The sequence below is a fragment of the Pseudomonas sp. MF6751 genome (assembly GCF_016613265.1).
Classification (GTDB): domain Bacteria; phylum Pseudomonadota; class Gammaproteobacteria; order Pseudomonadales; family Pseudomonadaceae; genus Aquipseudomonas; species Aquipseudomonas fluorescens_BV.
This window is the reverse complement of record NZ_JAENSV010000026.1, coordinates 1-25,134: the sequence shown is the minus strand read 5'-3', so window position 1 is coordinate 25,134 and position 25,134 is coordinate 1. Positions and strand designations below refer to the sequence as shown.

24 protein-coding genes are annotated in these 25,134 nt (G+C 61.4%); 8 read left to right on the top strand and 16 right to left on the bottom strand.

Going from position 1 to position 25,134, the window contains the following annotated elements; all coding sequences use genetic code 11:
• Window position 1 precedes the first annotated feature (1 nt).
• A complete protein-coding gene (locus tag JJD66_RS19415) occupies window positions 2–1,162 on the top strand; it encodes a diguanylate cyclase (protein ID WP_442800180.1) in 1,161 nt (386 codons plus the stop codon).
• Here the strand turns inward: JJD66_RS19415 and JJD66_RS19410 are convergent.
• From JJD66_RS19410 to JJD66_RS19385, 6 genes are all read right to left on the bottom strand, one after another.
• The gene (locus JJD66_RS19410) at window positions 1,141–3,345 is read right to left on the bottom strand and encodes a response regulator (RefSeq protein ID WP_200648798.1); all 2,205 of its coding nucleotides are present in this window, start codon (window positions 3,343–3,345) and stop codon (window positions 1,141–1,143) included. The two genes, JJD66_RS19415 and JJD66_RS19410, sit on opposite strands and share 22 nt — an antisense overlap.
• A 172-nt stretch (window positions 3,346–3,517) precedes the next feature.
• A complete protein-coding gene (locus tag JJD66_RS19405) occupies window positions 3,518–4,369 on the bottom strand; it encodes a CAP domain-containing protein (RefSeq protein ID WP_105226736.1) in 852 nt (283 codons plus the stop codon).
• 81 nt (window positions 4,370–4,450) lie between these two features.
• On the bottom strand, window positions 4,451–5,776 hold the full coding sequence (locus JJD66_RS19400; protein WP_054898703.1) for an MFS transporter: 1,326 nt from the start codon (window positions 5,774–5,776) through the stop codon (window positions 4,451–4,453).
• 56 nt (window positions 5,777–5,832) lie between these two features.
• Window positions 5,833–7,026 (bottom strand): L-2-hydroxyglutarate oxidase, encoded by a 1,194-nt coding sequence (gene lhgO / locus JJD66_RS19395; RefSeq protein WP_054898702.1) that lies wholly within the window; start codon window positions 7,024–7,026, stop codon window positions 5,833–5,835.
• A gap of 104 nt (window positions 7,027–7,130) precedes the next feature.
• On the bottom strand, window positions 7,131–7,841 hold the full coding sequence (locus tag JJD66_RS19390; protein ID WP_019816878.1) for a FadR/GntR family transcriptional regulator: 711 nt from the start codon (window positions 7,839–7,841) through the stop codon (window positions 7,131–7,133).
• Between the two features lie 38 nt (window positions 7,842–7,879).
• Window positions 7,880–9,112, bottom strand: coding sequence for an MFS transporter (locus JJD66_RS19385; RefSeq protein ID WP_200648797.1), 1,233 nt, complete (start codon window positions 9,110–9,112; stop codon window positions 7,880–7,882).
• A 113-nt stretch (window positions 9,113–9,225) separates the two neighbouring features.
• Between JJD66_RS19385 and JJD66_RS19380 the strand changes: the two genes are divergently transcribed.
• Both JJD66_RS19380 and JJD66_RS19375 read left to right on the top strand, forming a co-directional pair.
• Window positions 9,226–10,110, top strand: a complete 885-nt coding sequence (locus tag JJD66_RS19380; protein ID WP_200648796.1) for a LysR family transcriptional regulator — start codon at window positions 9,226–9,228, stop codon at window positions 10,108–10,110.
• Window positions 10,111–10,166: 56 nt separating this feature from the next.
• Window positions 10,167–10,844 carry a GNAT family N-acetyltransferase gene (locus JJD66_RS19375; RefSeq protein ID WP_198715226.1) on the top strand — a complete coding sequence of 226 codons (678 nt, stop codon included), beginning with the start codon at window positions 10,167–10,169 and terminating at the stop codon, window positions 10,842–10,844.
• Here JJD66_RS19375 and JJD66_RS19370 read toward each other — a convergent pair.
• Window positions 10,834–11,436, bottom strand: coding sequence for a TetR/AcrR family transcriptional regulator (locus tag JJD66_RS19370; RefSeq protein ID WP_200648795.1), 603 nt, complete (start codon window positions 11,434–11,436; stop codon window positions 10,834–10,836). The genes JJD66_RS19375 and JJD66_RS19370 overlap by 11 nt on opposite strands.
• 72 nt (window positions 11,437–11,508) lie before the next feature.
• Here JJD66_RS19370 and JJD66_RS19365 point away from each other — a divergent pair, with 72 nt between their 5' ends.
• The gene (locus JJD66_RS19365; RefSeq protein ID WP_200648794.1) at window positions 11,509–12,108 is read left to right on the top strand and encodes an NAD(P)H-dependent oxidoreductase; all 600 of its coding nucleotides are present in this window, start codon (window positions 11,509–11,511) and stop codon (window positions 12,106–12,108) included.
• A gap of 1 nt (window position 12,109) precedes the next feature.
• Here JJD66_RS19365 and JJD66_RS19360 read toward each other — a convergent pair whose 3' ends face one another.
• The 3 genes from JJD66_RS19360 to JJD66_RS19350 form a co-directional block, all read right to left on the bottom strand.
• Window positions 12,110–12,499, bottom strand: a complete 390-nt coding sequence (locus JJD66_RS19360; protein WP_034127625.1) for a hypothetical protein — start codon at window positions 12,497–12,499, stop codon at window positions 12,110–12,112.
• A 133-nt stretch (window positions 12,500–12,632) separates the two neighbouring features.
• On the bottom strand, window positions 12,633–13,889 hold the full coding sequence (gene aroA / locus JJD66_RS19355) for a 3-phosphoshikimate 1-carboxyvinyltransferase (RefSeq protein WP_200648793.1): 1,257 nt from the start codon (window positions 13,887–13,889) through the stop codon (window positions 12,633–12,635).
• Window positions 13,890–14,022: 133 nt separating this feature from the next.
• Complete coding sequence (locus tag JJD66_RS19350; protein WP_200648792.1) at window positions 14,023–14,577, bottom strand: UPF0149 family protein; 555 nt, start codon at window positions 14,575–14,577, stop codon at window positions 14,023–14,025.
• A 184-nt stretch (window positions 14,578–14,761) separates the two neighbouring features.
• Here JJD66_RS19350 and JJD66_RS19345 point away from each other — a divergent pair, with 184 nt between their 5' ends.
• Window positions 14,762–15,574, top strand: a complete 813-nt coding sequence (locus JJD66_RS19345; RefSeq protein WP_198715224.1) for a crotonase/enoyl-CoA hydratase family protein — start codon at window positions 14,762–14,764, stop codon at window positions 15,572–15,574.
• Window positions 15,575–15,579: 5 nt separating this feature from the next.
• Window positions 15,580–16,413, top strand: coding sequence for an NAD(+) diphosphatase (gene nudC, locus JJD66_RS19340; RefSeq protein WP_198715223.1), 834 nt, complete (start codon window positions 15,580–15,582; stop codon window positions 16,411–16,413).
• Here nudC and JJD66_RS19335 read toward each other — a convergent pair.
• The 5 genes from JJD66_RS19335 to JJD66_RS19315 form a co-directional block, all read right to left on the bottom strand.
• Window positions 16,381–17,160 (bottom strand): TSUP family transporter, encoded by a 780-nt coding sequence (locus tag JJD66_RS19335; protein ID WP_003191011.1) that lies wholly within the window; start codon window positions 17,158–17,160, stop codon window positions 16,381–16,383. The two genes, nudC and JJD66_RS19335, sit on opposite strands and share 33 nt — an antisense overlap.
• 110 nt (window positions 17,161–17,270) lie before the next feature.
• Entirely contained in the window at window positions 17,271–17,987 is a 717-nt protein-coding gene (gene pcsA / locus JJD66_RS19330) for a phosphatidylcholine synthase (protein ID WP_073525045.1), read from the bottom strand.
• A 148-nt stretch (window positions 17,988–18,135) separates the two neighbouring features.
• Complete coding sequence (locus tag JJD66_RS19325; protein ID WP_200648791.1) at window positions 18,136–19,056, bottom strand: class I SAM-dependent methyltransferase; 921 nt, start codon at window positions 19,054–19,056, stop codon at window positions 18,136–18,138.
• Between the two features lie 280 nt (window positions 19,057–19,336).
• Window positions 19,337–19,825 carry a DUF1289 domain-containing protein gene (locus JJD66_RS19320; RefSeq protein ID WP_054895944.1) on the bottom strand — a complete coding sequence of 163 codons (489 nt, stop codon included), beginning with the start codon at window positions 19,823–19,825 and terminating at the stop codon, window positions 19,337–19,339.
• A gap of 148 nt (window positions 19,826–19,973) precedes the next feature.
• Window positions 19,974–21,224: a ribonucleotide-diphosphate reductase subunit beta gene (locus JJD66_RS19315; protein WP_032892020.1), complete on the bottom strand. Its 1,251-nt coding sequence runs from the start codon at window positions 21,222–21,224 to the stop codon at window positions 19,974–19,976.
• Between the two features lie 355 nt (window positions 21,225–21,579).
• Here JJD66_RS19315 and JJD66_RS19310 point away from each other — a divergent pair, with 355 nt between their 5' ends.
• Window positions 21,580–21,795 carry a TOBE domain-containing protein gene (locus tag JJD66_RS19310; protein WP_003173733.1) on the top strand — a complete coding sequence of 72 codons (216 nt, stop codon included), beginning with the start codon at window positions 21,580–21,582 and terminating at the stop codon, window positions 21,793–21,795.
• Window positions 21,796–21,850: 55 nt separating this feature from the next.
• On the opposite strand, the gene JJD66_RS19305 is transcribed toward JJD66_RS19310, so the two are convergent.
• Window positions 21,851–22,996, bottom strand: a complete 1,146-nt coding sequence (locus JJD66_RS19305; protein ID WP_200648790.1) for a MalY/PatB family protein — start codon at window positions 22,994–22,996, stop codon at window positions 21,851–21,853.
• Window positions 22,997–23,197: 201 nt separating this feature from the next.
• Between JJD66_RS19305 and ggt the strand changes: the two genes are divergently transcribed.
• Window positions 23,198–24,922 carry a gamma-glutamyltransferase gene (gene ggt / locus JJD66_RS19300; protein WP_197901220.1) on the top strand — a complete coding sequence of 575 codons (1,725 nt, stop codon included), beginning with the start codon at window positions 23,198–23,200 and terminating at the stop codon, window positions 24,920–24,922.
• Window positions 24,923–25,134: the final 212 nt, after the last annotated feature.

The following is a 25,134-nucleotide window of genomic DNA, read 5'->3' as shown; positions in this document are numbered from 1 at the left end:
AATGGCGCCTTTGCCGTCGCCGGTCATACAGGCCAACCCCATGAATAACCTTGGGCAAGATCAGGGTCACCTCATCGAAGAGCAGGTGCGAACCGACCGTTTGCACCAGCTCTTTCGTCAATCATTCTCGGCGATCTTCGGCAGCTACCTGGGCGCCGTCATGCTCTGCTGGCTGTGCTGGGATCGATTCGATCACCAGGTCATCCTGGTGTGGCTGGTACTGCTGGCGGGCTCGTCATTGGTGCGCCTGCATCTGTTTGTGCAATGGTTTCGCTGCCCTGACGCGGGGCGCACACCCGCCCGTTGGGAGCGCCACTACTGGGTCACGCTGATGCTGTCGGCGGGTATCTGGGGCGGCGGGGCGCTGGCGGTGATGCCGGTCGATGACCGCTTGTCCCAGGTGCTGGTGATGCTGTTTACCGTGGGCATGTCGGTCAGCGCGGTGTCCTGTTATTCAGCCTATCGCTACATGACGCTGGGCTCGATGGCGCTGGTGTTGCTTCCCTGTACGGTATGGATGCTGTTTCAGCCTTCGCCGATGCAGGTTGGCGTGGCGCTGGCGGTGCTGGTGTTTGCTTCGTTTGTGGTCGGTGCGACGCGCAAGCTTTCCGATGCCCTGGAAAAAGCCTTCCGCCTGACGAGGCAAATGGAGCGCGCCCATCATATTTCCACCCGTGCCGCCCAGACCGATGAACTGACCGGGCTGATGAACCGTCGGGCGTTCTACGAAAAGGCCCAGTTGCTATATGCCCAGTGCCTTCGCGAGCAGCAGCCGCTGTGTGCATTGATGATGGACATGGACCATTTCAAAGCCATCAATGACACCTACGGCCACCAGGCCGGCGACCAGGTGTTGCGCCAGATTGGCGCGGTGATCAGCGCGTCCTTTCGCCAGACCGATATCTACGGTCGCCTGGGGGGCGAAGAGTTTGCGGTGTTGCTGCCCAACACCTCGTTGGAGACCGCACGCAACATCGCCGAGCAGTTGATCCAGACGATTCATGATTTGCCCGCCGACCCGGTACAAGGGGTGAGCGCAAGCCTGGGCGTGGCATCGACCTGCACTCAGCCTCTGGATTTGAACGCCTTGATGAACAGCGCCGACAAGGCCCTGTACCAGGCCAAGGCATCGGGTCGCAATCAGGTAGCGGTCGTCGACTGATCCTTGCACATCGCCTTGGCCAGCACCCGCGCAACCTGGTCGGCGGAGTAGGGCTTGGCGAGGAACTCAAAGCCTTCGTAGCCGCTGTCTGCCAGTTCCTCACTGTAGCCAGAGACGAGTACCACGGGCAGGTCCGGGCGGCGCTGGCGCAGCAACCTGGCCATGGCCACGCCGGTCATGCCGGGCATCACCACGTCGGAGAAAATCGCGTCGAACCCCTGGACGTCATTGCCAGCGAGGTTCAGCGCCTGTTCGGCATTGGTCGCCCAGGTGGTCTGGTAACCCAGGTCCTTGAGGATCTGGCTGGCGAAGCGTCCCACCTCTAAGTTGTCCTCAACGATCAGCACATGCTGATGAGCAGCCTCCTGCGGCGCTGGCAGATCTGCAGGGGTGTCTTGATCCGGCGCCGCTTCGCCTTCGACTTGCGGCAGATACAAGGTAAACACCGTGCCCTGGCCGAGGGCGCTGGCCACATCGATATTGCCGCCTGACTGCTTGGCAAAGCCGAATACCTGCGACAGGCCCAGGCCGGTGCCTTTGCCCACGGCCTTGGTGGTGAAGAACGGCTCGAAAATGCGTTCGAAGGTGTCGCTGGCAATCCCGGTGCCGGTGTCGGCCAGGGAAATGGTGATGTAGGGCATGCACGACTCGGCATCCCCACGAATACGTGGCAGCGTTTGCTCGCTGGCGACTTTGAGGGTCAGGGTACCCTGGCCGTCCATCGCATCGCGGGCGTTGAGGGCGATGTTGATCAGCGCGGTTTCGAACTGGCTGGGGTCGATGCGCGCATAGCAGGGCTGATCGGGCAATTGCACCTGCACGTGAATGCGTGCGCCGGTGACGCTCTCGAGCATCTCGCCGATATTTTGCACGCGCTGGCCGACATCGAACACCTGCGGGTTCAACGGTTGGCGACGGGCAAAGGCGAGCAGTTGGCTGGTGAGCTTGCTGGCCCGCTCCACTGTGTCGGACACCGCGCACATGTAGCGTTGCCGACGCTCCTCGGACAGGCCCGGCTGGCGCAGGAAGTCCACCGACGAGCGAATAATGGTCAGCAGGTTGTTGAAGTCATGGGCGACGCCGCCGGTCAGTTGGCCGATGGCCTCCAGCTTCTGTGACTGGCGCAGTGCGGCTTCGGCCTCGGCCAACGCATGGGTACGCTCATTCACGCGCTGTTCCAGGCTGGCATTGAGCTCTGTATAGGCGGCCAGGCCCTCGCGCACGGCGGCATCGGCGCGTACGCGCTCGATATGCGCCCAGGAACGCTCGGTGACTTCGCCCACCAGCGCCATGTCATAGGCTGACCAAAAGCGCGGCAGTTTGTCGTGCACGGCCATCAGCGCGGTGAGCCGCCCGTCTTTGATCAACGGCATGCAAATAGTGGCTGTCACCCCCAGTGCCTGGAAGCTCGCGGCGTCATGGGGTGGCAACTCGATCAGATTATTGCGTATCACCAGTGGCTCGCCGGCACGCAGGCAGTTGACTGCGCATTCCCCGAAGGCCGCGAGGCTGTAATGCCCGATGATGCTCGGCGAGCCATGCGCCGACCAGTCGCCGCGAATGGTAAAGCCATCTTCATCTTCGTCCATGTCGGCGTAGGCACAGATGGATACCTGCAGATGTTCGGCCAGCAGGCGGGTCGTAGACGTCAGGATGGTTTCGGCGTCGGTGGCATTGACCACGCTGTTGCCGATGGCGTCCAGCACTGCCAGGCGACGGGCCAGGAATACCGTGGCGGTTGTTTCGGTCACCGTGTCGAGCAAACCGACCACCACGCCTTGGGCATTGCGAATCGGGCTGTAGCAAAAGGTGAAATAGGCTTGTTCCGGCGCTTCGTTGCGTTGGATCAACAGCGGGAAGTTTTCGATATAAGTGGCGTGCCCATCGAACGCGGCGTCGGCGATAGGGCTGATATCGTCCCACACCTCGTGCCAGATCTGGTTGAACGGGCGGCCCAAGGCGTCGGGTTTGCTACCCAGGATCGGCGTGAACGCGTCGTTGTAGAGAGTAATCAACTGAGGCCCCCAGACGATGGCCTGGGGGAAACTCGACGCGAAGCACAGCGCAACGGTTGTCTTCAACACATCGGGCCAGTGTTCAAGTGGCCCCAAGGGCGTATTGGCCCAATCGTGCTGACGAACCCGCTCTGCCATTTCGCTGCTGCCTTGCAGCCAATTCATCATGGGGTCCACACCTTGCTTGCTACGTATTGTTTAGCTTTGAAGAGTCAGGCCGACTAGCAACAGACCGGAATGACCGCATTCAGTTCAGCGCGATTATCTCCCTGATAGCACTTTGATTTCATTGTCTATTTACACGCCGTCATTATTGGCCGGTTGGGCCGGCGCCCAACCTTTATTGCGTACCGAATAAACCCGTCCAATAGATGCCCGCGTCACTCTTGGGGTCCATGGCGTAAGCGGCACCCAATTCGCGAAACTGCGGGTTCATCAGGTTGGCGCAGTGGCCGGGGCTGGCGAGCCAACCGTCGACGACCTTGCGCGGCGTGTCGAGGCCGGCGGCGATGTTTTCGCCGATATTCTTCGCGATATACCCCGCCAACTCGGCGCGGTCACCCGGCGTGCGGCCGTCGGGGTCCAGGTGGTCGAAGAAATTGCCATTGGCCATGTTGCGGGTGTGGCTGTTGGCTGCGCTGGCCAGGGTGTCGTTCCACGACAGGGGCGCCGTGGCGGTGAACGCCTGGGTGCCACACTGGCGCGGCTCGGCACGGGCGGTGTTGATCAGGTCAAGCAGTTTTCTGCCTTCGGTCTGCCAATCGCCCAGGCCGCTGGTCACCAACGGGCGAGCCAGCACGATGCGCCAGTCCTGGCCGCTGTTGCTGACCCCAATGTCGACAAATTGCGGATCGAGCACTACGCGGCAGAAGCTCTCGCGCACCGCTTTCATCGCGGCCTCGGCATCCTTGGGCCCGGACAGGCTGATGGCCTGCACATTCACCATCGGGTAGGCAGCGCGCGCCAGCGACTGCTGCAAATCGCCGACATTGGAGGCCGGCAACACCAGCCGCGTATCGCTGGTCAGCGGCGGCAGCTCCTGGGAACCCTGGTCACCGCAGCGTTGCACCTGGCTGCGGTATTGGTTGATCTGTTGGACTAACTGACTTTCTTCATTCGCCATCGCGCTGGCGCAGAACACCGTAGTGGCGGCCAGCGTCGTAAGACCCATCATCAATGACAGAACGCGCATGGACGTTACCCTTGAGCTTGAAAGTGCCCATGATGCGCGATCCAGGTGCATCCATGCACCCGTTGGTCCGAACTTTTTTGCTCAGTTCTTGAATGCCGAGTGTTTCGCGCCCTGATCGCAAAGGGCAAACACCACCACCAACAAGGCAGAAATCGCAAGGATCACCACCACGCCATCGGTGGAGTGGGTGGCCGAGGCCGCTACCATCGACAGCGCGCCCAGCGGTGCCAGGCCACCGGCAATGGCGGTGCCGATTTCCCGCCCGGTGCCAAAACCCGAAGAGCGCGTTTGCGTCGGGAACTGCCGGCTCAGGAACGAGCCCTGGGGCGCAAACATCATCGGCGCGAGGATACCGGTGCCCACCCCAATGGCGAGGTAAATCATCAGGCTTTCACCACTGTTGAGCAGGGCCAGGAACGGGTAGGCGAACAACAGCGAGCACAGCCCGCCGAGCATCAACACGGCCTTGCTGCTCCACTTGTCACACAGCCAGCCGAAGCAGGGCACGGCGACGATGGCCACCAGGCTGGCGATGGTCACCGACAGCGAGGTGACATGCACATCCACGCCTTTGAATTGGGTCAGGTACGCCAGGGAGAAGGTCTTGAAGATGTAGCTCAGGGCGTTGTAGCCAATCGCGACAAAAAACACCACGGCGAGGCCCTTGAGGTCATTCTTGAACAAGGCTTTGAGAGGCGATGGCTTGGCTCTGGCTTTTTCCTTGCTCAGCGCTTCGAACTGTGGGGTTTCCGGAATGCTGTTGCGCACCCACAGGCCGACGCCCACCAGCACGATGCTGCAGATAAACGGAATACGCCAGCCGCCGGCCAGCAAGAACTCGTTGCCGTTGATGGTCAGCAGGTAAATAGTCAGCGAGGACAGCAACAGGCCCAGGTTCAGGCCCAGTGCCGGCCAGGCGCCCTGGCTGCCACGCTTGCCTTGGGAGGCATGCTCGTAGGACGTGACCGCCGCCCCCGACAACTCGGCACCCGCGCCCAGGCCCTGGATGATGCGGATAAACACCAGCAGGATCGGGGCCCAGATGCCGATGGAGGCGTAGCTGGGGATCAAGCCGATCAAGGTGGTGCACACGCCCATCAGGCAGAAGGTCAGCACCAGCACTTGCTTGCGTCCGAACTTGTCGCCCAGGTAGCCAAACAGGATGCCGCCGAAGGGGCGGGCGATAAAGCCGATGGCAAAGGTCGAAAAGGCCATCAGCGTGGCAGTCTTCGGGTCGCTGTTATCGAAGAAGATCTTCGAAAACACAATCGCCGCCATGGTGGCGTACAGGTAAAAGTCGTACCACTCCAGCATCGAGCCGAAGATGGTGGCCGCGGCGACTTTGCGCAGGCGCTTGCGGGTTTGTTCGGGCGTTTCGGTACCGGGGATGGAGGCGGATGCCGACATGCTGGACTTCCTTCTGGGTCTTTGTAGTTATTGTTGGGTGAACGGGCGGTGCGGTCTTACTGGGGGTGGAACAAGCGGTCGGCGATCATCGCGCCGATGGGCATGGCCGAGGTGGCGGCCGGCGAGGGCGCATTGCACACATGCAGCATTCGTGAGGTTTGGGCGAACAGAAAGTCGTGCACCAGGCTGCCGTCGCGCATCACTGCCTGGGCACGGATACCGGCCTCGTAGGGCAGCAGGTCATCGAGGGTCAGGGACGGACAGTACTTGCGGCACTGCTCCAGGTAGCCGGACTTGAACAAGGAGTTCTTCATCTCGGTGGTGCCCGAACCGAGGTTTTGCCAGAGGGTTTTCCAGAAACCCGGGAAGCTGGCGTACTGCGCCACGTCGCGCCAGTTCACCGAAAACTTGCGGTAGTTCTCGCGGCCCAGGCCCAGCACGGCATTCGGGCCGACGGTGACGCTGCCGTCGATCATGCGGGTCAGGTGCACCCCGAGGAAGGGCAGCTCCGGGTCGGGGATCGGGTAGATCAGATGGTTGACGATGTTGTTCTTGGCGGCGGGCAGGCGGAAGTATTCGCCACGAAACGGGATGATCTGATGGTCGATACGGATGCCGGCCAGGCGTGCCAGGCGGTCCGACTGCAAGCCGGCGCACACCACCAGGTGGCGGGCCTGCCAGGTCTCGCCCTCGGTGTTGACGGTGACCGTATCGGTGTTTTCGTGGATGGCAGTGACGGTGCGTTCCAGGCAGATCTGCCCACCGTTGCGACGAATCACCTGGGCCATGGTCTCGCACACCTGGCGGTAATCGACAATCCCGGTGGCATCGAGAAACAAGCCGCCGAGGCCGACGATGTTCGGTTCACGCTGGCGCAGTTGTTCGGCATTAAGGCGCTCAACCTGCATGCCATTGAGCTGGGCACGGGCGTACAGCGCTTCCATGCGTTGCATTTCAAGCGGGCTTGAGGCCACCAGCAGCTTGCCGCACACCTCGAATTTGATCCCGTGTTCGCGGCAGAACTGCTTGGTGGCTTCGGCGCCGCGCTTGCACAAATCGGCCTTGAGGCTGCCGGGTGCGTAGTAGATGCCGGCATGGATCACGCCGCTGTTGTGGCCGGTCTGGTGCCTGGCCAGTACCGACTCTTTTTCCAGGATTACCAGCGACGCGCCGGGTTGGCGCTTGAGCAGCTCCATGGCGGTGGCCAGGCCGACAATGCCGCCGCCGATAATGCAAAAGTCATGAATCATTGCTGGGTACCTAGGCTGTACATTTCAGTCTGCTTATCAGGTTGTCAGACTAATGTTTTGTTAAAAAAATGGCGTGTCCACGGACACGCTGCAAACAAGGTGGATCAATTCGTGGTGGGTAATTCCAGTTGCAGGCGTCGCGCCGCGGCACGCAGGTGCGCCTCGGCACTGGCGGCGGCGCGCTGGGCGTCGCCGTCGGCAATGGCCTGGTAGAGCTGTTGATGTTCCTGGGTCGCGTCGGCCGAACCGGTGGCAAAGCGCGAGGCCGAGTTTTCCCACGCGGTTTTACGCGCACTGGCCAACTGGCTCCTGAGGAAGTCATGGAAGGCCACGAAGTAGTCATTCTTGCTGGCGTCGGCAATGGCGCGGTGGAATTCCACATCGGCCAGGGCTGCGGCTTCAAAGTCGTCGCGGTTGTCCTGCATGGCCTGCAACGCGCTTTTCATGCGCTGCAGGTCGGCGCTGTCGCGGCGCTGGGCGGCAATCGAAGCGGCCTGGGTTTCGATCCACAAGCGCACTTCGAACATTTGCGCCAGGTCAGGTCGCCGACCATTGGGCTGCGGAAACCGAAACACCGTGCCTGCAGGGGTCTGCGAAATAAACGAGCCCAGCCCCCGGCGGGCGGTGAGCACACCGTCGGCCTTGAGCTGGGCAATAGCTTCACGCACCACGGAACGGCTGACGTTGAGTTGTTCGGCCAGTTGCTGTTCGGTCGGCAGGCGCGACTCCGGGGCCAGTTGGCCGGATTCGATTTCTGCGCGAATGGCGCTGACAACCCGTACGACAAGCGAATCGGGGCGCTGGAGCTCAAGCATGGGAAAACCTTGGTGATCAGGTTGTCAGACAATAGTCGTTACGATTTTAGCTTGTCAACGTTTGTCTGCTTCGCGCTGGCCAGGGAATGTGCGCGTCTCCAGGCGATCAGCACAGCCAGTAACAGCAAACCTGCCGCCATGGCGAAGGTCGCGTGCAAGCCGGCTGCCACCGCCTGGGGCGCTGCATGGCTGACATCCGGGGTGGTGTGGGCGAACACCGCGCCGAGGGCCGATGCGCCGAAAATCAGGCCCAGGTTACGCGACAGATTCAGCAGGCCGGACACTGTGCCTCGGCGTGTCGCCTGTACATCGCTCATTACCGCCGTGTTGTTGGCCGCCTGGAACAGGCTGTAGCCGGCTGTCAACACGATCAGCGCCGCGAGATAAACGCCAAGCCCGGACGCCTGCGACAGCAACAAGGCCCCGCACAGCATCACGCTCAGTCCCACGAAGGTCAGGCGTTGGCTGCCGAGGCGATCGGTCAGGTAACCCGCCGGTACACCGGTAACCGCTGCGACCGTTGGCCCGACGGCCATGGCCAAGCCCATCGAGGCGGGATCGAGGCCCAGGCCACGGGACAGGTAAAACGGGCCCACCACAAACGTGGCCATGATCACCGCCGACACCAGAACACTCATGACCAGGCCGGCGCGCAACGGCGCATCGCGCAGGAGCGCCCAGAATGTATCGCCTGGCCAAGCGTCGCGGCGGTGAGCGTCCACCGGCAAATAACGGTAGGCGAGGGCGGCAGCCACACCCGCCAAGGGCAAGCCGATCAGAAAGAGCGCGCGCCAGCTCCACAGGCTGAGCAATACTCCGCCGACACTCGGCCCCATGGCTGTGCCGAGTGCCGACATGGTGCCAAGCAGGCCCATGACTCGGCCGGTATTCGCTTTCGTGACCGTGTCACCGACCATGCCCAGGGTCATCGCCATCATGATCGCCGCGCCCAGGCCCTGGAATGCCCGTGCGCCGATCAGCCAGAACAGGGTTGGCGCGGCGGCACACCCGGCGCAGGCCAGGGCAAACACCAGCAACCCGGCCAGCAGCAAGCGCCGGCGCCCCAGACGGTCGCCCAGGCGCCCGGCGCTGACAATCACGGCGGTGATGGCCAGCAGGTAGGCGAGCACCACCCACTGCACGGCCTGAAACGATGCCCCGAAGGCGTGCGCCAAGCTGGGCAGGCCGACATTCGCGATGCTGGTGCCCAGGGCGGCCAGCAACATGGACAGCGACAAGGCCACCAGGCCGCCGCGTGTGGAGGTTTGCATGCGCGTTTCCTTGAGTGAATGCACCTGTCGCAAATCTACGGTGTCGCCTAAGATGGCGGAAGACGCATGGGTTGCAGGTTATAGCTGCATCCAACGCCTGATAAGGAGCCCCCATGCCCGACCTCAATTTACTCATCACCCTGGACGTATTGCTTGCCGAAGGCAGCGTCGCTCGCGCCGCCCAGCGCCTGCGCCTGAGCCCTTCGGCCATGAGCCGGGCCCTGGCGCGTTTGCGTGCAGCCACTGGCGATCCGCTGCTGGTACGTGCCGGGCGCGGCCTGGTACCGACGCCCCGGGCGTTGCAATTGCGTGAACAGGTCAGCCAATTGGTGCAGGACGCCCACGCCGTATTGCGCCCGGCAAACACCCTGGACTTGGGTGAGGTGGTGCGCACCTTCACCCTGCGCACCAGCGAGGAGTTCGTCGAACGCTTCGGCCCCGCCTTGCTGGCGCGTATCGCCCAGGACGCCCCAGGGGTGCGCTTGCGTTTCGTGCACAAGAGCGACAAGCACAGTGCGCTGCTGCGCGACGGTGTCGTCGACTTGGAAACCGGTGTGGTCGATGCCGGCGCCAGCCCGGAGGTGCTGACCCAGGCGCTGTTCCGTGACCGCCTGGTGGGCGTGGTGCGTGAGGGCCATGCTCTGAGCCGCGGCCCTCTTAGCGCAGCGTGTTTCGCCCAGGGACAGCATGTCTACGTGTCGCGGCGTGGGCAGGACCGTGGCCAGATCGACGAGGCCCTTGAGGCGCAAGGTCTGGTTCGGCAGGTCGGCATCGTGGTCGCCGGTTTCAACACGGCCATCGCCCTGGCGCGTGATACCGACCTGATCGCCAGCGTGCCTGAGCGCTATATCACAGTGCCGCCTCGAGGCTTGTACTGCTTTGAGCTGCCGGTGACATTGCCGCCATTTACCGTGGCGATGCTGTGGCACCCGCGGCAGGACGCCGACCTGGCCCATCGCTGGCTGCGCGCATGTTTGCGCGAGGTGTGCGGGCCATGAGCGGCGCGCAACAGGTACAATCGCCGCTGCCTTGACGCGAAACCCCAGGAATTTGCATGTTCAGCCTTACCCGCTACACCACGCCGTGCCCCGAACCGATCAACAGCCAGATCCTGCAGATGGTGGTGGACAACCTCACCGACATCAGCAGCGTGGCGCTGGCACCGAGCAACCTGCTCTACAGCATCTACCAGTACGCCATCGGGTTTGAGGTGCACCTGTACCTTGAGGCGTTGAATGGCGAAAAGGGCATCGCCGTCGAGTTGGTCGTGGCGATGGAAGACGAGACGGTGGTGGGTTTTTGCCTGTATCTGCCGGTGAAGAATGATCCGCACGCGTGTGGCATCGCGTTTATGGCGGTGCAGGCGGGCTTTCGTCGCCAGGGTGTGGCACGCAGCATGATGGACGAAGTGTTGGCGCGTTATCCCCACGCCGAACTGGCCTGTGCGGTAGAGAAGGTTGCGGTGTTCGAAGCCATGGGCTTCCAGGTGCGCGGTGCGCGTGGCACCCAGGTCGTGATGAACACCCGCAACTACGGCACCGATGGGTTGATGGGCGTGTTGGATGTGGCCTCAATCTACAGCTCGCTGGAAGTGCGGCAGATTCACACCTACCTGCTGCAAAAACACGGCAAGCGCGCCATGGTCGACGCAGAGAAACAGCGTGATCGGCACCTGGACCAGTTGACGCGCAAGGCGCAACTGTTCGTCCAGGGCCGTCTGCCTACGGCCTGACGCGCATGACCATCCCGAGGATAGTCTCCAGCAGCTCCTGCTGAGCTTCCTCGCGGCTGATCTCGCCATTGGCCGCCGCATGGGACAGGGCTTCCGCCGCGCCGAGCATGGCGCGCAGGCCGGCCTGGGAGATGCTGCCGCCGACGGTGAAGGGCGACAGCGCGTCTCGGCATTTATCGAGAAAGATCGCCTCGTATTCGCGCTTGGATGCTTCCAACTCCGGCGAACCGCTCAAGGCGGCAATCACCCCGGGTATTTCCCGCCCTTGCAACAACACACAATCGACATACGACGACGCGATGACCCACGCACGCTCCTCAAGGGTCGCGTTGCTGGTGGCGATGGCATTGGCAAACACCTGGTCCTGGCGTTCGTCGAAGTCTGCATACAGCGCGGCCAGCAAACCCGCGCGTGTAGCGAAGTGGTCGTACACCACTGGTTTGGTGACGCCCGCCAGCTCGGCGAGGCGGCCCAGGGTCAAGGCGTCGGTGCCTTCGTCACGCACTAATTGCCAGGCCACGTCGAGTAACTGGCGCAGGCGATCTTCACGGGACAAACGACGACGTGGGGCCGGGGATTCATTGCTTGACATGCTTATATACCAAAAGTAACTTATTCGACGTAACTTACTAAAAGTAGATTAAGCCGAAACGGAGTCAAAGTCATGCACGCACTGATCGTCGTTGCTCATCACGACCCGCAATCCCTCACCCACAGCGTGGCCGCCGAGGTGGGCGCGGGCTTGACCGCCTCTGGCCACACCTTTGAAATAGCCGACCTTGCCGCTGAAGGGTTCGATCCACGCTACACCGTCGCCGACCATCGGGTGCACCGTACTCGGGCGACGCCGCCAGCCGACGTGGTGGCCGAACAGGCCCGCATAGATCGCGCCGACGCGCTGGTGCTGGCGTTCCCCATCTACTGGTGGTCAATGCCAGCGTTGCTCAAGGGTTGGGTCGACCGCGTATTCGTCAATGGCTGGGCGATTGATTACGGCCCCGATACACCGGTGCAGAAGAAACTCAGGCATTTGCACGTACATGTGCTGGCCCTGGGGGCGGCTGACGAAAGCGCCTTCGATCGACACGGTTATGCCAAGGCCATGAAGACCCAGATCGACTACGGCATCTTTGATTATTGCGGGGCGCGGGTACTCACTTCCGAGTTGTTGTTGGACTCGGAAAGTGGCACGGCCCAGGCGCATTTGCACAAGGCCCGGACCGTGGGGCAGGGGTTGTTTGAGCGTGAGGCCATCGCGGGATAATTCAAGCGTCGCGAAACAGGTCGTGGGCGTCGAGCAAGCGGTAGGCAATCTCTGGGTTTTTCTCCAGGCCACGGCGAATGGAGGCGGGGATCGACTGGCGGGTCTTGCGGCACATGCCCGGCAGTTCGTCGATGACGATCTGGATCCCGCGCATGCTCTTGACCTCGGTATGCCCTGGCGCGATGTGTACGCGGATGCCCAGTTGGTCGTACATCCGCTGTTGCAGGTGTTCGAGGTCTTGCAGGCTCTTGAGGTTTTCCAGGCGCTCCAGCAGGATTTTTTCCTGCTGTCGCGTCAGTTGCAGAATGCGCAGATCAGCGCCGGGGGCTTCCAGCAGTTGTTCACGGTTGCAGACACAGGCGCCGGGTGGGCAGGGTTGGCGAAGGGTCATTGACGCTCCCGGCAAGGTTCAGTTGTAGGAGCGAGCTTGCTCGCGAAAAACTCACAGGCGCCGCATTCATTCAGCAAACACGCGTTTTGGTTAACGTTTTTCGCGAGCAAGCGCGCTCCTACAGGTTTGTGTGTCAGTAGCTTAAGTGAACGCCCAGGCTGGCCAGCGCTTTCCAGTAGTCAGGGTAGGTCTTGGCTACGCAATCCGGGTCTTGGATGCGAATGCCCGAGACTTTCAGCCCGGCCAGGGCAAAGCACATGGCGATGCGATGGTCGGCGTGGGTGTCGATCAGTGCGGTGCAGGCGGTGCCAGCCAAAGCGGGGTCGCTGGCGACCAGCAGGTCATCACCTTCGATGGTCGCCAGGCCCGGGCGAATTTCGTTGAGGCCATCGTGCAGCGCCTGCACGCGGTCACATTCCTTGACGCGCAGGTTCGCCAGTTCAGTAAAGCGCACCGGGGTATTGTTGAATGCGGCGAGCACCGCCAGGGTCGGGATCGCATCCTGCATTTGCGACCCTACCACCGTGGCCTGCATGTTCGGGTATTGTGCGATCACGGCCTGGGCCTTGGCGTCCGGCTGGGTGAAGTCCTGCGCGGCTACACCAATATCGATACGGCCACCGGTCAGCACCTCTGCGGCCCACAGGTAAGTGGCGGCGGAAGCGTCGGGTTCGATCAGGTAATCATGTGCGGTGTAACCAGTGGGAGCGACACGCCAGGTGGTGTCGTCCACGGCGTCGACCTGGGCACCGAACGCACGCATGCAATCGAGTGTCAGGTCCACATAGCCACGGGCGCCGATGTCCTGGCCGGTCAGCGCCACTTCAATCGGCGCTTCGCCGCACGCCGCCAGCATCAGCAGGGCCGATACGTACTGGCTGGACAAGCCTCCGTCAATCTCAAAACGCCTGGCCTGGACCTTGCCCGCGCCGTGCACCGTTACCGGTGGGCAACCGGTGGGGCTGTCGACCTGGATGCCGTTCTGGCCCAGGGTGGCCAGCAGCGGGCCGATCGGGCGTTTTTGCATGTACTCGTCACCGTCCAGTACCACGGTGCCTTGCACGGTGGCGACGGCGGCCGTGAGAAAGCGCATGGCGGTGCCGGCGTTGCCGAGGAACAACGGCTGGGCCGGCAATTGCAGCGAGCCTTGGCTGGTGACGACAAAGGTGGTGTCGTCCGGCTCGTCGATGGTGACGCCCATCTGCCGCAGGGCGACCGACATATGGCGTGTGTCATCGCTTTTGAGCGCACCGCTCAAACGGCTGGTGCCCTTGGCCAGTGCCGCCAGCAACAGCGCACGGTTGGTAATGGATTTGGAGCCGGGGGGCGCGACCTTGCCAGTGAGGGGGAAGTTGGGCGGTGTAACGGTCACGGTTTTCTGCGAACTCAAGGTACAAGGCTCCTGGTCAAGGCAAGGTGGCGTGGAGTGGCCGACGTGCGGACCCGAATCATCAGGCAAACACGCCATGCTTGTCGAGTGAGTGGGTGATCTGCGTGATTTATTGGCATGCGCTCCTACTGCCTTAACGCTGGCTCAACCAGTAGTCGTGCAGCGCCCGCGCAGCCGGTTCGATTTCGCTGACCTGCAGTTGATGGGCGTTTACATCCAGGTCTGCCGGCAGTTCGAAATTGTCCTGTTCGGCGCAGCAGGAAATCCGCTCCAGTTGCCCAGCTTGTGCAGCGGGCAATGGCGGCCAGTTGGCGATTGTCACGCCGCGCACATAACCAAAGCACCATTCCTCGGCAAGGGTCACCGCCTGGCCTTGATGTTCGGTTTCATCGAAACGGGCTTTGAATGCCTGGGAGTCAGTGGCCAATTGCGCGGCCAGGGTATTCATATGGCGTACACACAGCTCGAGAAAAGCCTGGGCCTCGTCCATGTTGTCCCATTCAGGGTTTTGCCCGCCCCAGATCGCCGGGAACCACTCGGCCACATCCACCTTGGCCGGGCTGGAAACCAGGGCGGTGAAATAACCGTCGAGTTCGGCCATGTTCAGCACCGAGTGGTCTTCGCCGTATTTGAGCAAGGTGGCGTCAATGAATTCGAAATCGGCGGGAGCGAGGGGTTGGGCGTGCATGGCATTTCCTTAAAACGTCGAGCGCCGCGCACAGCGCGGCTTAAAGCGCAAAGGATGGCCTGTGCATCGGGTTTTATCCAGCGTCTTTTCCCTCACCGTGGTCGGTCCCGTTTTTGGCCGATGCGCCGTGGCGCACCCTTGATATAGTCTGGCCTTTCTCAATCGCCAGTCAGGGATCACTGCCATGTCCGAATACCAAGCCTTCGTTGTCGAACTCAGCGGCAACGTTGCCCATGTGCAGATCAATCGCCCGGAAAAGATCAACGCCATGAACGCGGCGTTCTGGACCGAAATCATCGACATCTTCCAATGGGTCGACGAGACCGACGCCGTGCGTGCCGTGGTGCTCAGCGGTGCGGGCAAGCATTTTTCCTCGGGCATCGACCTGATGATGCTGGCCTCGATCGCCAATGACTTTGGCAAGGACGTGGGTCGCAATGCGCGCCTGCTGCGCCGCAAGATTCTCGAGCTGCAAGCCTCGTTCAACGCCGTGGACGCTTGCCGCAAGCCCGTGCTGGCGGCGATCCAGGGCTACTGCATTGGCGGTGCCATCGACCTGATCAGCGCGTGCGACATGCGCTACGCGGCCGAAGACGCGCAATTCTCGATCAAGGAAATCGACATCGGCATGGCCGCCGATGTCGGCACCTTGCAACGCCTGCCGCGCATTATCGGCGATGGCATGCTGCGAGAGCTGGCCTACACCGGTCGTCAATTCGGCGCCGAAGAAGCGCGCAGCATCGGCCTGGTCAATCGCGTGTTTGCCGATCATGAAAGCCTGCTGGTGGGTGTCATGGACCTGGCCCATCAAATCGCCGCCAAGTCGCCGATTGCCGTGACCGGCACCAAGGCCATGATCAGCTACATGCGTGACCACACAGTCAATGACGGCCTGGAATACGTTGCCACCTGGAACTCGGCTATGTTGCAATCCAACGACCTGCGCGTGGCCATCGCGGCCCATATGAGTAAGCAGAAACCCGAATTCGTGGATTGACTGACATGACCCCAGGCTGGATTACCACAACGCTGCTGGACAACGACGCCCCCGGCGGCTGGGCGGTTGCCCGCAGCCGCGAAGGCTTTTTACACGATACCAATGGCCCGCTGTTCCCGCGCGAATGGCTCAAGCGCCAGGACCTGTCGGTGTTTGCCGAACACGGCATCGGCCATCTCGATGGCGAGCCGGTGTACCTGTTGGAGCTCAACGCGCCGGCAGAGGTGCCAGGGTGCAGTTGGCAGGGCTTGCGCGGCTTTATGCTGCAAGGTGATCACACCCTGTACAAGGTGCTGGGCTACGCCGCGCAGATCGGTACCTGGGCGCGGGAGCACCGTTTTTGTGGCAGTTGTGGCCAGGCGATGGTACAGGTGCCGAGGGAGCGGGCGATGTATTGCCAGGCCTGCGACCTGCGCAGCTACCCCCGGATCTCACCGAGCATGATTGTGCTGGTGACCCGTGGCGATGACATCCTGCTGGCGCGTTCGCCGCGTTTTGTGACGGGGGTCTACAGCACCCTGGCCGGTTTTGCCGAGCCGGGGGAGTCCGCCGAAGACTGCCTGATCCGTGAAGTGCGTGAAGAGGTGCAGTTGGAGGTCAAGAACATCCAGTACATGGGCAGCCAATGCTGGCCGTTCCCTCACTCAATGATGCTGGGCTTTCACGCCGAATACGCCGGGGGCGATATCGTGCCCCAGGCCGACGAGATCGAGGACGCGCAGTGGTTCAATATCCACGAGCTGCCGCCGTTGCCGGCGTCACGCTCGATTGCGCGTTACCTCATCGACCTCTACGTGGCCCGCCGTTTAGGCCACGCTGAACCAGTGCTGCCAGGCTAGGCGCACGGTCAGGCCCAGGACCACGGTGATAAACACCGGGCGAATGAATTTGGCGCCGCCGCTGATCGCGCTGCGTGCGCCAAAGAACGCGCCACACATCACCGACACCCCCATCGCCAGGCCGACAATCCAGTCCACCGAACCATTGATGATAAACACCGTCAGCGCCGCCGCGTTGCTGACGAAGTTCATGCTGCGCGCTACGCCGCTGGCCTTCACCAGGTCGATGGGGTGCAGCAGCATCGTGCTGACCGTCCAGAACGCCCCCGTGCCGGGCCCGGCCACGCCATCGTAAAAGCCCAGGCCAAAGCCCTGGGTGGCTTGCCATTTCTTTTTGATCGGTGCCTCGGCGTCCAGTGGCGCCTTGGGCGTGCCACCGAACAGCAGGTACACACCGCAGGCGAAGACGATCACCGGGAGCATCTTGTTCAGGGTTTCGGCAGGCAAGTAATGGGCGACGACCGCGCCGGTCAGTGCACCGATCAAGGTACCGACGATGGCGTGCACCCATTGGCGTGGGTGGAACAGCTTGCGGCGGTAGAAGGTAAAACTGGCGGTGGCCGAGCCAAAGGTGGAACTGAGCTTGTTGGTGCCCAGCACCAGGTGCGGCGGCATACCAGCGGTGAGCAGGGCGGGCGTGGTCAACAAACCGCCACCGCCGGCGATGGCGTCGATAAAACCGGCGATAAAAGCGACAACGGCCAGGATGGCCAGGGTGGTGAGGTCTACGCTGAGTTCGAAGGGCATGGGCAGGGCTTATTGTTGGAGGGCCGCAGAAGGCCAGCATCTTACTGCGATGTGACTCAAATGTGGGAGGGGGCAGGCCCCCTCCCACATTTTTTACCGAGCCCGCCTGGTTATTTGTGCGCGCCCAGCCATTCCAAGGCCGTGCGCCAGATGCAGATACCCAGGAAGTAGGCCGACATCAGCGACCATAAGCCAAATGTCCAAGGGTTGGTGTTCGGGTAATCCACCACCATCAGGAAGCTGCACAGCAGCCAGATGGTGGTCACCGCGATGTTGATCGGCATGAAGCGCTTGACCCGGAACGGGTGCAGGAACTTCATCGGCGTGACGGTCAACAGCGCCAGGCCGATCACGGTCAGCAAGGTGACCCACGCATCCGGCTGGATGATATAGACGCACAGGGCAACGACGTTCCAGGCGGCAGGGAAGCCGACGAAGTAGTTGTCCTTGCTCTTCATGTTCACGTTGCAAAAGCAGAACAGCGACGACACCAGAATCACCGACACCGCAAACAGGTGGGTGAAATCAGGCAGGTCGATGTAGCGGTAGATAAACAGTGCAGGAATGAACACGTAGGTGAGGTAGTCGATCACCAGGTCCAGCACCGAGCCGTCAAAGCTGGGCAGCACCGTGCTGACATTCACCCGTCGCGCCAGCGAGCCGTCGACGCCATCCACCACCAGTGCCAGGCCCAGCCACAGCAGGCACGCCTTGGGGGAGTTTTCCAGCAGCGCCAGGGTGGCCAAAAAGGCCAGTACCACACCGGTGGCGGTAAAGCCGTGGGCGCCCCAGGCTTTGAGTCTGGCTACATGCAGGGTCGATATCACGGGCGGTTCTCCAAAAGGTCAAACGGGGCAGCCGACAACGTAGCGCCGTCGAGTCTGGCCAGGGAATGCAGGTATCGACCGGGAAGGGGAGGATAAGGTTCACCGCCCGGCGTATCCGTTAGCGTAGCAAGCGTAGGCTGTTTCGGCATCAACCCTGACGGAACACCAGGGCCTTCAGCCCACTCTGCGGGTCAATGTCAGGAAATTCCGGTGGGTTTTCCAGCCGCTGTACAAACCGCAGGCCCGGTGCTTCGCGGGTCACGCCGTCGATCAGGAAGTCCTCGCCGAAGGCCGGATCGTTCATGCATGCCAGCACGGTGCCGTGGGCACTGAGCAAGTCTGGCAGGCGGCGCAGCACGCGCTGGTAATCCTTGGTCAGCAGGGAACTGCCTTTCTGGAAGGAGGGCGGGTCGATGATCACCAGGTCGTAAGGGCCGTTGTTCGTCACCTTGGCCCAGGACTTGAACAGGTCGTGGCCCAGGAAACTCACCCGGCTCAGGTCGTGCCCATTCAGGCGATGGTTGTCGCGGCCACGGCTGAGGGCCCCACGGGCCATGTCCAGGTTCACCACATGGTCGGCGCCGCCTTCGATGGCGGCCACGGAAAAACCGCAGGTATAGGCAAACAAATTCAGCACACGCTGGCCCTGGGCCTGTTCGCGCACCCAGTTGCGCCCGTAACGCATGTCGAGGAACAGCCCGCTGTTCTGTTTTTTACCCAGGTCGATCAGGTAGCGCAGGCCGCCCTCGGTGATGGTCAGTTCGTCGATGGCGTCGCCCACCAGCCATTCGGTGGTGCTTTGCGGCAGGTAGCGGTGTTGCAGGGCCACGGTGTGCACGCCGAAACGGCTCCACTCGATCTGCAACAGCGTGTGCTTCAGGGCATCCAGGTGCTCGGTTTCTTTGAACAAAGCAACCAGCACCACCCCTTGCAGCCAGTCCACCGTCAGTTGTTCCAGGCCCGGCCAGCAACGGCCACGGCCATGGAACAGGCGCCGGGTTTCCGCGGGCGCGTCAGCCAGGGCAGTGAGCAAGTGGGCGTGCAGGGTAGCGAGTGCGTCTGGGTTCATCGTTAAGCGTCAGTCATCGGGCGGGCGGCATTTTAAACACAATTGGGTGGGAACTGGCTTGCCTGTGATGACGACAGCCGATCCCTATCTACCTGAAGCCCCGGCATCCAACTGTGGGAGCTGGCTTGCCTGCGATGACGGCCTGATAGTCGACGCTTATCTACTTTGGATCGCGGAGCGTGAGTTGGATCATCGTCGGCTGTCAGGGCCGTCACGGGAGCAAGCTCCCTCGCCACAGGTCCAGCGTTGTACCGCGTTCCCGCAGTGTTTGCGATTTGGGTCAGCGCGTGGCAATCAGCGCCGGCCCGAATGACTCTTTCAAGAAAACCGGGGCGATATAGCGTTCGTAATGAGCCTCGGACAGCAAAAAGAACTCTCGATCTATCGCATCGCGCAAATCTGCCAGGTGGCGTTCACGAAACTCCGGTAACAGCGTCAAACCATAGGCATCCAGCCTGGAAATCACCCGCGCACCCCGCGCAATCAACTGGTATGCCCAGCAATACGGCGACTGGTGCGGCATAAAACGAATCTTGCGCGCTTCCAGCTGCTGTCGCAGGCAGTGCGGGTCGAACACTTCCAGCTTGCTGGCCATTACCTGTACCAGCAGTTGTTCCAGACGCAGCCACACCGCCTGTTTTTCCTCGGCGTTATAGCCATTCCACTGGATCACCTCGTGGTGATAGCGCTTGCAGCCCCGACAGACCAGGTCACCGTAGACGGTGGAGCACAGGCCGACGCAAGGGGTTTTGATGGTTTGGTTGGGCATAAAGGCTTGCTTGCAAAGTCTATGGATCACCAATAGCCAATGTGGGAGCGGGCTTGCCCGCGATAGCTGTGTGTCAGTGGGTACATCCGTGACTGATACAGCGCTATCGCGGGCAAGCCCGCTCCCACATTTATTGGTTCGTGTTGATTCAGTCCCAGCTCAGCGCGCCGCCGGTCTGGTACTCGATCACACGGGTCTCGAAGAAGTTCTTCTCTTTCTTCAAGTCCATGATCTCGCTCATCCACGGGAACGGGTTAGTCGTGCCTGGGTACTCTTCCTTCAAGCCGATCTGCGACAGGCGACGGTTTGCGATGAACTTCAGATAGTCTTCCATCATCGCCGCATTCATGCCCAACACCCCACGAGGCATGGTATCCCGCGCATATTCGATCTCCAGCTGCGTCCCTTGCAGGATCATCTGGGTCGCTTCTTCCTTCATCTCGGCGTCCCACAGGTGTGGGTTTTCGATTTTGATCTGGTTGATCACGTCGATACCGAAGTTCAGGTGCATCGACTCATCGCGCAGGATGTACTGGAACTGCTCGGCCACGCCGGTCATTTTGTTGCGGCGGCCCATGGACAGGATCTGGGTGAAGCCGCAGTAGAAGAAGATGCCTTCCAGCACGCAGTAGTAGGCGACCAGGTTGCGCAGCAGTTCTTTGTCGGTGTCGACGGTGCCGGTTTCGAACTTCGGATCGGAGATCGAGCGGGTGTATTTGAGGCCCCAGGCGGCCTTTTTGGCGACCGATGGAATCTCGTGGTACATGTTGAAGATCTCGCCTTCATCCATGGCCAGCGATTCGATGCAGTACTGGTAGGCGTGGGTGTGGATCGCTTCTTCGAAGGCCTGGCGCAGGATGTACTGGCGGCACTCCGGGTTGGTGATCAGGCGGTACACGGCCAGCACCAGGTTGTTGGCTACCAGGGAGTCGGCGGTGGAGAAGAAGCCCAGGTTGCGCATGACGATACGGCGTTCGTCGTCGGTCAGGCCTTCGGGGTTTTTCCACAGAGCGATGTCGGCGGTCATGTTGACCTCTTGCGGCATCCAGTGGTTGGCGCAGCCGTCGAGGTACTTCTGCCAGGCCCAGTCGTACTTGAAAGGCACGAGTTGGTTGAGGTCGGCGCGGCAGTTGATCATGCGCTTTTCGTCAACGGCGACGCGGGCGGAGGCGCCTTCGAGTTCGGCGAGGCCTTCGGCGACGTCGAGTTTGTCCAGGGCGGCCTTGGCGCGCACGATGGCGGCGGAGTCGTTGGCGGTGACGGCGCGGGCTTCCACGGCGGCAGCGGCGCCGGCACCGTCGAGGCGGTCCATGTTGGCTTCGGTGGCGTGGCCGGCGTTGGCGCCTTTGATCACCGCTGCACCGGTGTCTTCGTTGTCGACTTCATCCCAACTCAGCATGGAAATACTCCTTCCTGGTACTCGAAAAATAAATGTTTTTGCAGGCTACAAGGCATTGAAATACTGCGCGTAGTGTGGTCGGTAAATACCGGCGCTGCACACTATGTAGTGGTCTGATCTGTTTGTGGGCACACTATATGGGGTGTAACAAATCTGGTCAACGCACAAGATGTGCGGTCATAGGTCGCTGCGACACATAAATTGCGCGGTGGGCTGGGCATGACGCATAGTTTTTCATATAGCGTTATCGAATAAATAAATAGGTATTTATTCCTTTTAATATTTTGTCCGGCAGCGCATTTTGAGGGCCTGCGCATTCGTGCGGATTGACCCAACAGCCAAAAGGAAAGCCGACATGACCATCAAAGCGATCAACGTGCGCAACCAGTTCAAAGGCGTGATCAAGGAGATTCTATTGGGGGAAGTGGTGTCGGAAATCGACGTGCAAACCGCGTCTGGCATTGTGACGTCGGTGATTACCACACGTTCGGTGCGTGATCTGGAATTGAAGGTGGGCAGTGAAGTGATTGCCTTCGTGAAATCGACTGAAGTGTCCATCGCCAAGTTGTGAATGAATAATGTGGGAGGGGATGCCTGCCCCTCCCACGAATGCCTCGCCGGGCAGGTTAGCGCTGGCGCAAGGCACGTTCCATGCGCTGTATACCTTCCTCCAGCATCGCCCGTGGGCAACCGAAGTTCAGGCGCACGAACTCTTGGCTGTCATCACCGAATTCGATCCCCGCGCTCAGGCCGACTTTGGCCTGCTCAAGGAAGAACTGCTGCGGGTCATCCAGGCCAAGAGCGCTGCAATCGAGCCACGCCAGGAAGGTGCCTTGAGGCGCGAGCATCACTACGCCAGGCAGGCGGGTCTTTACTGCATCGAGCAAGTAGTCGCGGTTGGCTTGCAGGTACGGCACCAGCGCGCTGAGCCAGTCGGCGCATTCGCTGTAGGCGGCACGTGTGGCTTCCAGCCCCAGGGGGCTGACGCTGTCGACCATGCCGCAGCGCGCGTTATTGAAGCGCTCGCGCACTTCGGCGTTCTGGACCACCGCAAAGCAGGTCTTCAAGCCGGCCACGTTATAGGCCTTGCTCGCCGACATCAGGGTGATGGTGCGCTGGGCAATCTCGGGGCAGAGGCTGGCGGTGGGGATGTGGCGACGGCCGTCGAAGCACAACTCGGCGTGGATCTCGTCGCTGATGATCAGCGCGCCTGCCTCCAGGCAGGCATTGGCTACCGCCGTCAGTTCCTCCCGGGGAAATACCTTGCCGATGGGGTTGTGCGGATTACTCAGCAGCAACGCACCGGCACCGCTCAATGCCTGGCGCATCGCAGGCATAGGCGTGACGTATTCGCCGTTGATCAACTCGAACGGCATTTCGATGCGTGGCAGGTTCCAGTTACCCGGCGCCAGGCGAATCGGCCGATAGTTGGGGGTTTGCAGCACCACCGCCTGGCCGGGCTGGACGAATGCGTGCAGGGCCATATTGAAACCAGGCTCGACGCCGGGCAGGAACAACAGTTCTTCGGGCTGCACGCGCCAGGCGTACTTGGCCCACAGGTCAGCGACGATGGCGTCGCGCACGTCCGGACCGGCCACGCTGTAGCCTAGAATCTGCTGGTCCAGGCGCGCGTGCAGGGCGCGCAAAATGGCGGGCGGCGCGGCGATGTCCATATCGGCGATCCACATCGGCAGAACATCTTGCGGGTAACGGCTCCACTTGGTACTGCCGGTATCGAAGCGTGGGTGGATCGTGTCGAAATCAAAGCTCATGGACAGGCTCGTATCAGGGCGGCGGCGAAAGAATGGCGCCGATTCTAGCGCCATTAATTTTATAGGCCAGAGCTGATTGCCGCCTTGCACAGCGGTGTGCGTTCCATGACCGACAAGTTCTGTAATAAAAACGCCATTGCGCTGGGGATTGAATCAGCGAGGGGCTATTTTGGTGCATCTCAATAATCAGAGTAGCCATGGATGAAATACCAACCCTTGAGTCACACCTTGATTGCTACCGCGCTGGTATTAACGGTCAACGGGGTGCACGCAGCTTCCCAAGCTCCGGTTGCGGGTGAAAATGGCATGGTGGTCACGGCCCAGCACCTGGCAACCCATGTGGGTGTCGACGTGCTCAAGGCCGGCGGCAACGCGGTCGATGCGGCGGTGGCAGTGGGTTACGCACTGGCGGTGGTGTACCCGGCGGCGGGCAACCTGGGCGGTGGCGGTTTCATGACGGTGCAACTGGCGGACGGGCGCAAGACCTTCCTCGACTTCCGCGAAAAAGCCCCGTTGGCGGCGACGGCCGATATGTACCTCGACAAGGCCGGCAATGTGGTCGAGGGCCTCAGCGCCAAAGGCCATTTGGCGGTCGGCGTACCGGGCACGGTGTCCGGCATGGAGCTGGCCCTGAGCAAATACGGCACCCTCAAGCGCGCCCAAGTGATTGCCCCGGCGATCAAGCTGGCGGAAAACGGCTTTGCGCTGGAGCAGGGCGATATCGACCTGTTGCACACCGCCACCGGTGAGTTCGAAAAAGACCAGGATATGCGTGGCATCTTTCTGCATAACGGCGAGCCGATGCAGGTAGGCCAAAAGCTGGTGCAGAAGGACCTGGCCAAGACCCTCAAGGAAATCTCGGCCAAGGGCACCGACGGTTTCTATAAAGGCTGGGTCGCCAAGGCGGTAGTGGATTCCAGCCAGGCCGGCAAAGGCATCATCACCCAGGCCGACCTCGACGCCTACAAAACTCGCGAACTGGCCCCCATCGAGTGCGACTACCGTGGCTACCATGTGGTCTCGGCGCCGCCACCCAGCTCCGGCGGTGTGGTGATCTGCCAGATCATGAACATCCTCGAAGGCTACCCGATGGCCGACCTGGGCTATCACTCGGCCCAGGGCCTGCACTACCAGATCGAAGCGATGCGCCACGCCTACGTGGACCGCAACAGCTATCTCGGTGACCCGGACTTCGTGAAGAACCCCATCGAGCACCTGCTGGACAAGAACTACGCGGCCAAGCTACGTGCGGCGATCGAACCGCAAAAGGCCGGTGATTCCCAGGCAATCAAACCGGGTGTATCGCCCCATGAAGGCAATAACACCACCCACTATTCCATCGTCGACAAATGGGGCAACGCGGTCTCGGTGACCTATACCCTCAACGACTGGTTTGGTGCCGGGGTGATGGCGAGCAAGACCGGGGTGATTCTCAACGATGAAATGGACGACTTCACCGTCAAGGTCGGCGTGCCGAACATGTACGGGCTGGTGCAGGGCGAAGCCAACGCCATCGCACCGGGCAAGGCGCCGCTGTCGTCGATGAGCCCGACCATCGTCACCAAGGACGGCAAGGCGGTGATGGTCGTCGGTACACCGGGTGGCAGTCGCATCATCACTGCGACCTTGCTGACCATCCTGAATGTCATCGACTACAAGATGAATATCCAGGAAGCCGTGGACGCGCCGCGCTTCCACCAGCAGTGGATGCCTGAGACCACTAACCTTGAAACGTTTGCCGTGAGCCCGGATACCCAGAAGATTCTCGAGAGCTGGGGCCATAAGTTTGCCGGTCCGCAAGATGCCAATCATTTGGCGGCGATCCTGGTCGGTGCGCCTGCTCTGGATGGCAAGCCGGTGGGTAACAACCGCTTCTATGGGGCCAATGACCCGCGACGCAATACGGGGTTGTCGTTGGGCTACTAAAACCTGGTACGGTAAAAAATGTGGGAGCGGGCTTGCCCGCGAAAGCGGTGGGTCAGTCTATGCCTGTGCTAGCTGATACAGAGCATTCGCGAGCAAGCCCGCTTGTATGCTAGGACTTGAAGGGAGGAGAAGGGACAAAGCCCGATTCTGACTGTTGACGCAGTACAGACCGTGGGAGATTTCGCCCCTCCTCCTTTCACCCAAGCGCCGAT

Excerpts from the sequence above, each read along its gene's own strand:
- nudC (WP_198715223.1), top strand. The coding sequence starts at position 15,580 with ATGACCCCAGGCTGGATTACCACAACGCTGCTGGACAACGACGCCCCC.
- JJD66_RS19370 (WP_200648795.1), bottom strand. The coding sequence starts at position 11,436 with ATGTCAAGCAATGAATCCCCGGCCCCACGTCGTCGTTTGTCCCGTGAA.
- JJD66_RS19385 (WP_200648797.1), bottom strand. The coding sequence starts at position 9,112 with ATGCAAACCTCCACACGCGGCGGCCTGGTGGCCTTGTCGCTGTCCATG.
- JJD66_RS19375 (WP_198715226.1), top strand. The coding sequence starts at position 10,167 with ATGTTCAGCCTTACCCGCTACACCACGCCGTGCCCCGAACCGATCAAC.
- JJD66_RS19310 (WP_003173733.1), top strand. The coding sequence starts at position 21,580 with ATGACCATCAAAGCGATCAACGTGCGCAACCAGTTCAAAGGCGTGATC.
- JJD66_RS19400 (WP_054898703.1), bottom strand. The coding sequence starts at position 5,776 with ATGTCGGCATCCGCCTCCATCCCCGGTACCGAAACGCCCGAACAAACC.
- JJD66_RS19325 (WP_200648791.1), bottom strand. The coding sequence starts at position 19,056 with ATGAACCCAGACGCACTCGCTACCCTGCACGCCCACTTGCTCACTGCC.
- JJD66_RS19415 (WP_442800180.1), top strand. The coding sequence starts at position 2 with ATGGCGCCTTTGCCGTCGCCGGTCATACAGGCCAACCCCATGAATAAC.
- JJD66_RS19320 (WP_054895944.1), bottom strand. The coding sequence starts at position 19,825 with ATGCCCAACCAAACCATCAAAACCCCTTGCGTCGGCCTGTGCTCCACC.
- JJD66_RS19380 (WP_200648796.1), top strand. The coding sequence starts at position 9,226 with ATGCCCGACCTCAATTTACTCATCACCCTGGACGTATTGCTTGCCGAA.
- JJD66_RS19335 (WP_003191011.1), bottom strand. The coding sequence starts at position 17,160 with ATGCCCTTCGAACTCAGCGTAGACCTCACCACCCTGGCCATCCTGGCC.
- JJD66_RS19350 (WP_200648792.1), bottom strand. The coding sequence starts at position 14,577 with ATGCACGCCCAACCCCTCGCTCCCGCCGATTTCGAATTCATTGACGCC.
- JJD66_RS19305 (WP_200648790.1), bottom strand. The coding sequence starts at position 22,996 with ATGAGCTTTGATTTCGACACGATCCACCCACGCTTCGATACCGGCAGT.
- JJD66_RS19315 (WP_032892020.1), bottom strand. The coding sequence starts at position 21,224 with ATGCTGAGTTGGGATGAAGTCGACAACGAAGACACCGGTGCAGCGGTG.
- JJD66_RS19360 (WP_034127625.1), bottom strand. The coding sequence starts at position 12,499 with ATGACCCTTCGCCAACCCTGCCCACCCGGCGCCTGTGTCTGCAACCGT.
- JJD66_RS19365 (WP_200648794.1), top strand. The coding sequence starts at position 11,509 with ATGCACGCACTGATCGTCGTTGCTCATCACGACCCGCAATCCCTCACC.
- JJD66_RS19390 (WP_019816878.1), bottom strand. The coding sequence starts at position 7,841 with ATGCTTGAGCTCCAGCGCCCCGATTCGCTTGTCGTACGGGTTGTCAGC.
- ggt (WP_197901220.1), top strand. The coding sequence starts at position 23,198 with ATGAAATACCAACCCTTGAGTCACACCTTGATTGCTACCGCGCTGGTA.
- JJD66_RS19405 (WP_105226736.1), bottom strand. The coding sequence starts at position 4,369 with ATGCGCGTTCTGTCATTGATGATGGGTCTTACGACGCTGGCCGCCACT.
- lhgO (WP_054898702.1), bottom strand. The coding sequence starts at position 7,026 with ATGATTCATGACTTTTGCATTATCGGCGGCGGCATTGTCGGCCTGGCC.
- JJD66_RS19345 (WP_198715224.1), top strand. The coding sequence starts at position 14,762 with ATGTCCGAATACCAAGCCTTCGTTGTCGAACTCAGCGGCAACGTTGCC.
- JJD66_RS19410 (WP_200648798.1), bottom strand. The coding sequence starts at position 3,345 with ATGATGAATTGGCTGCAAGGCAGCAGCGAAATGGCAGAGCGGGTTCGT.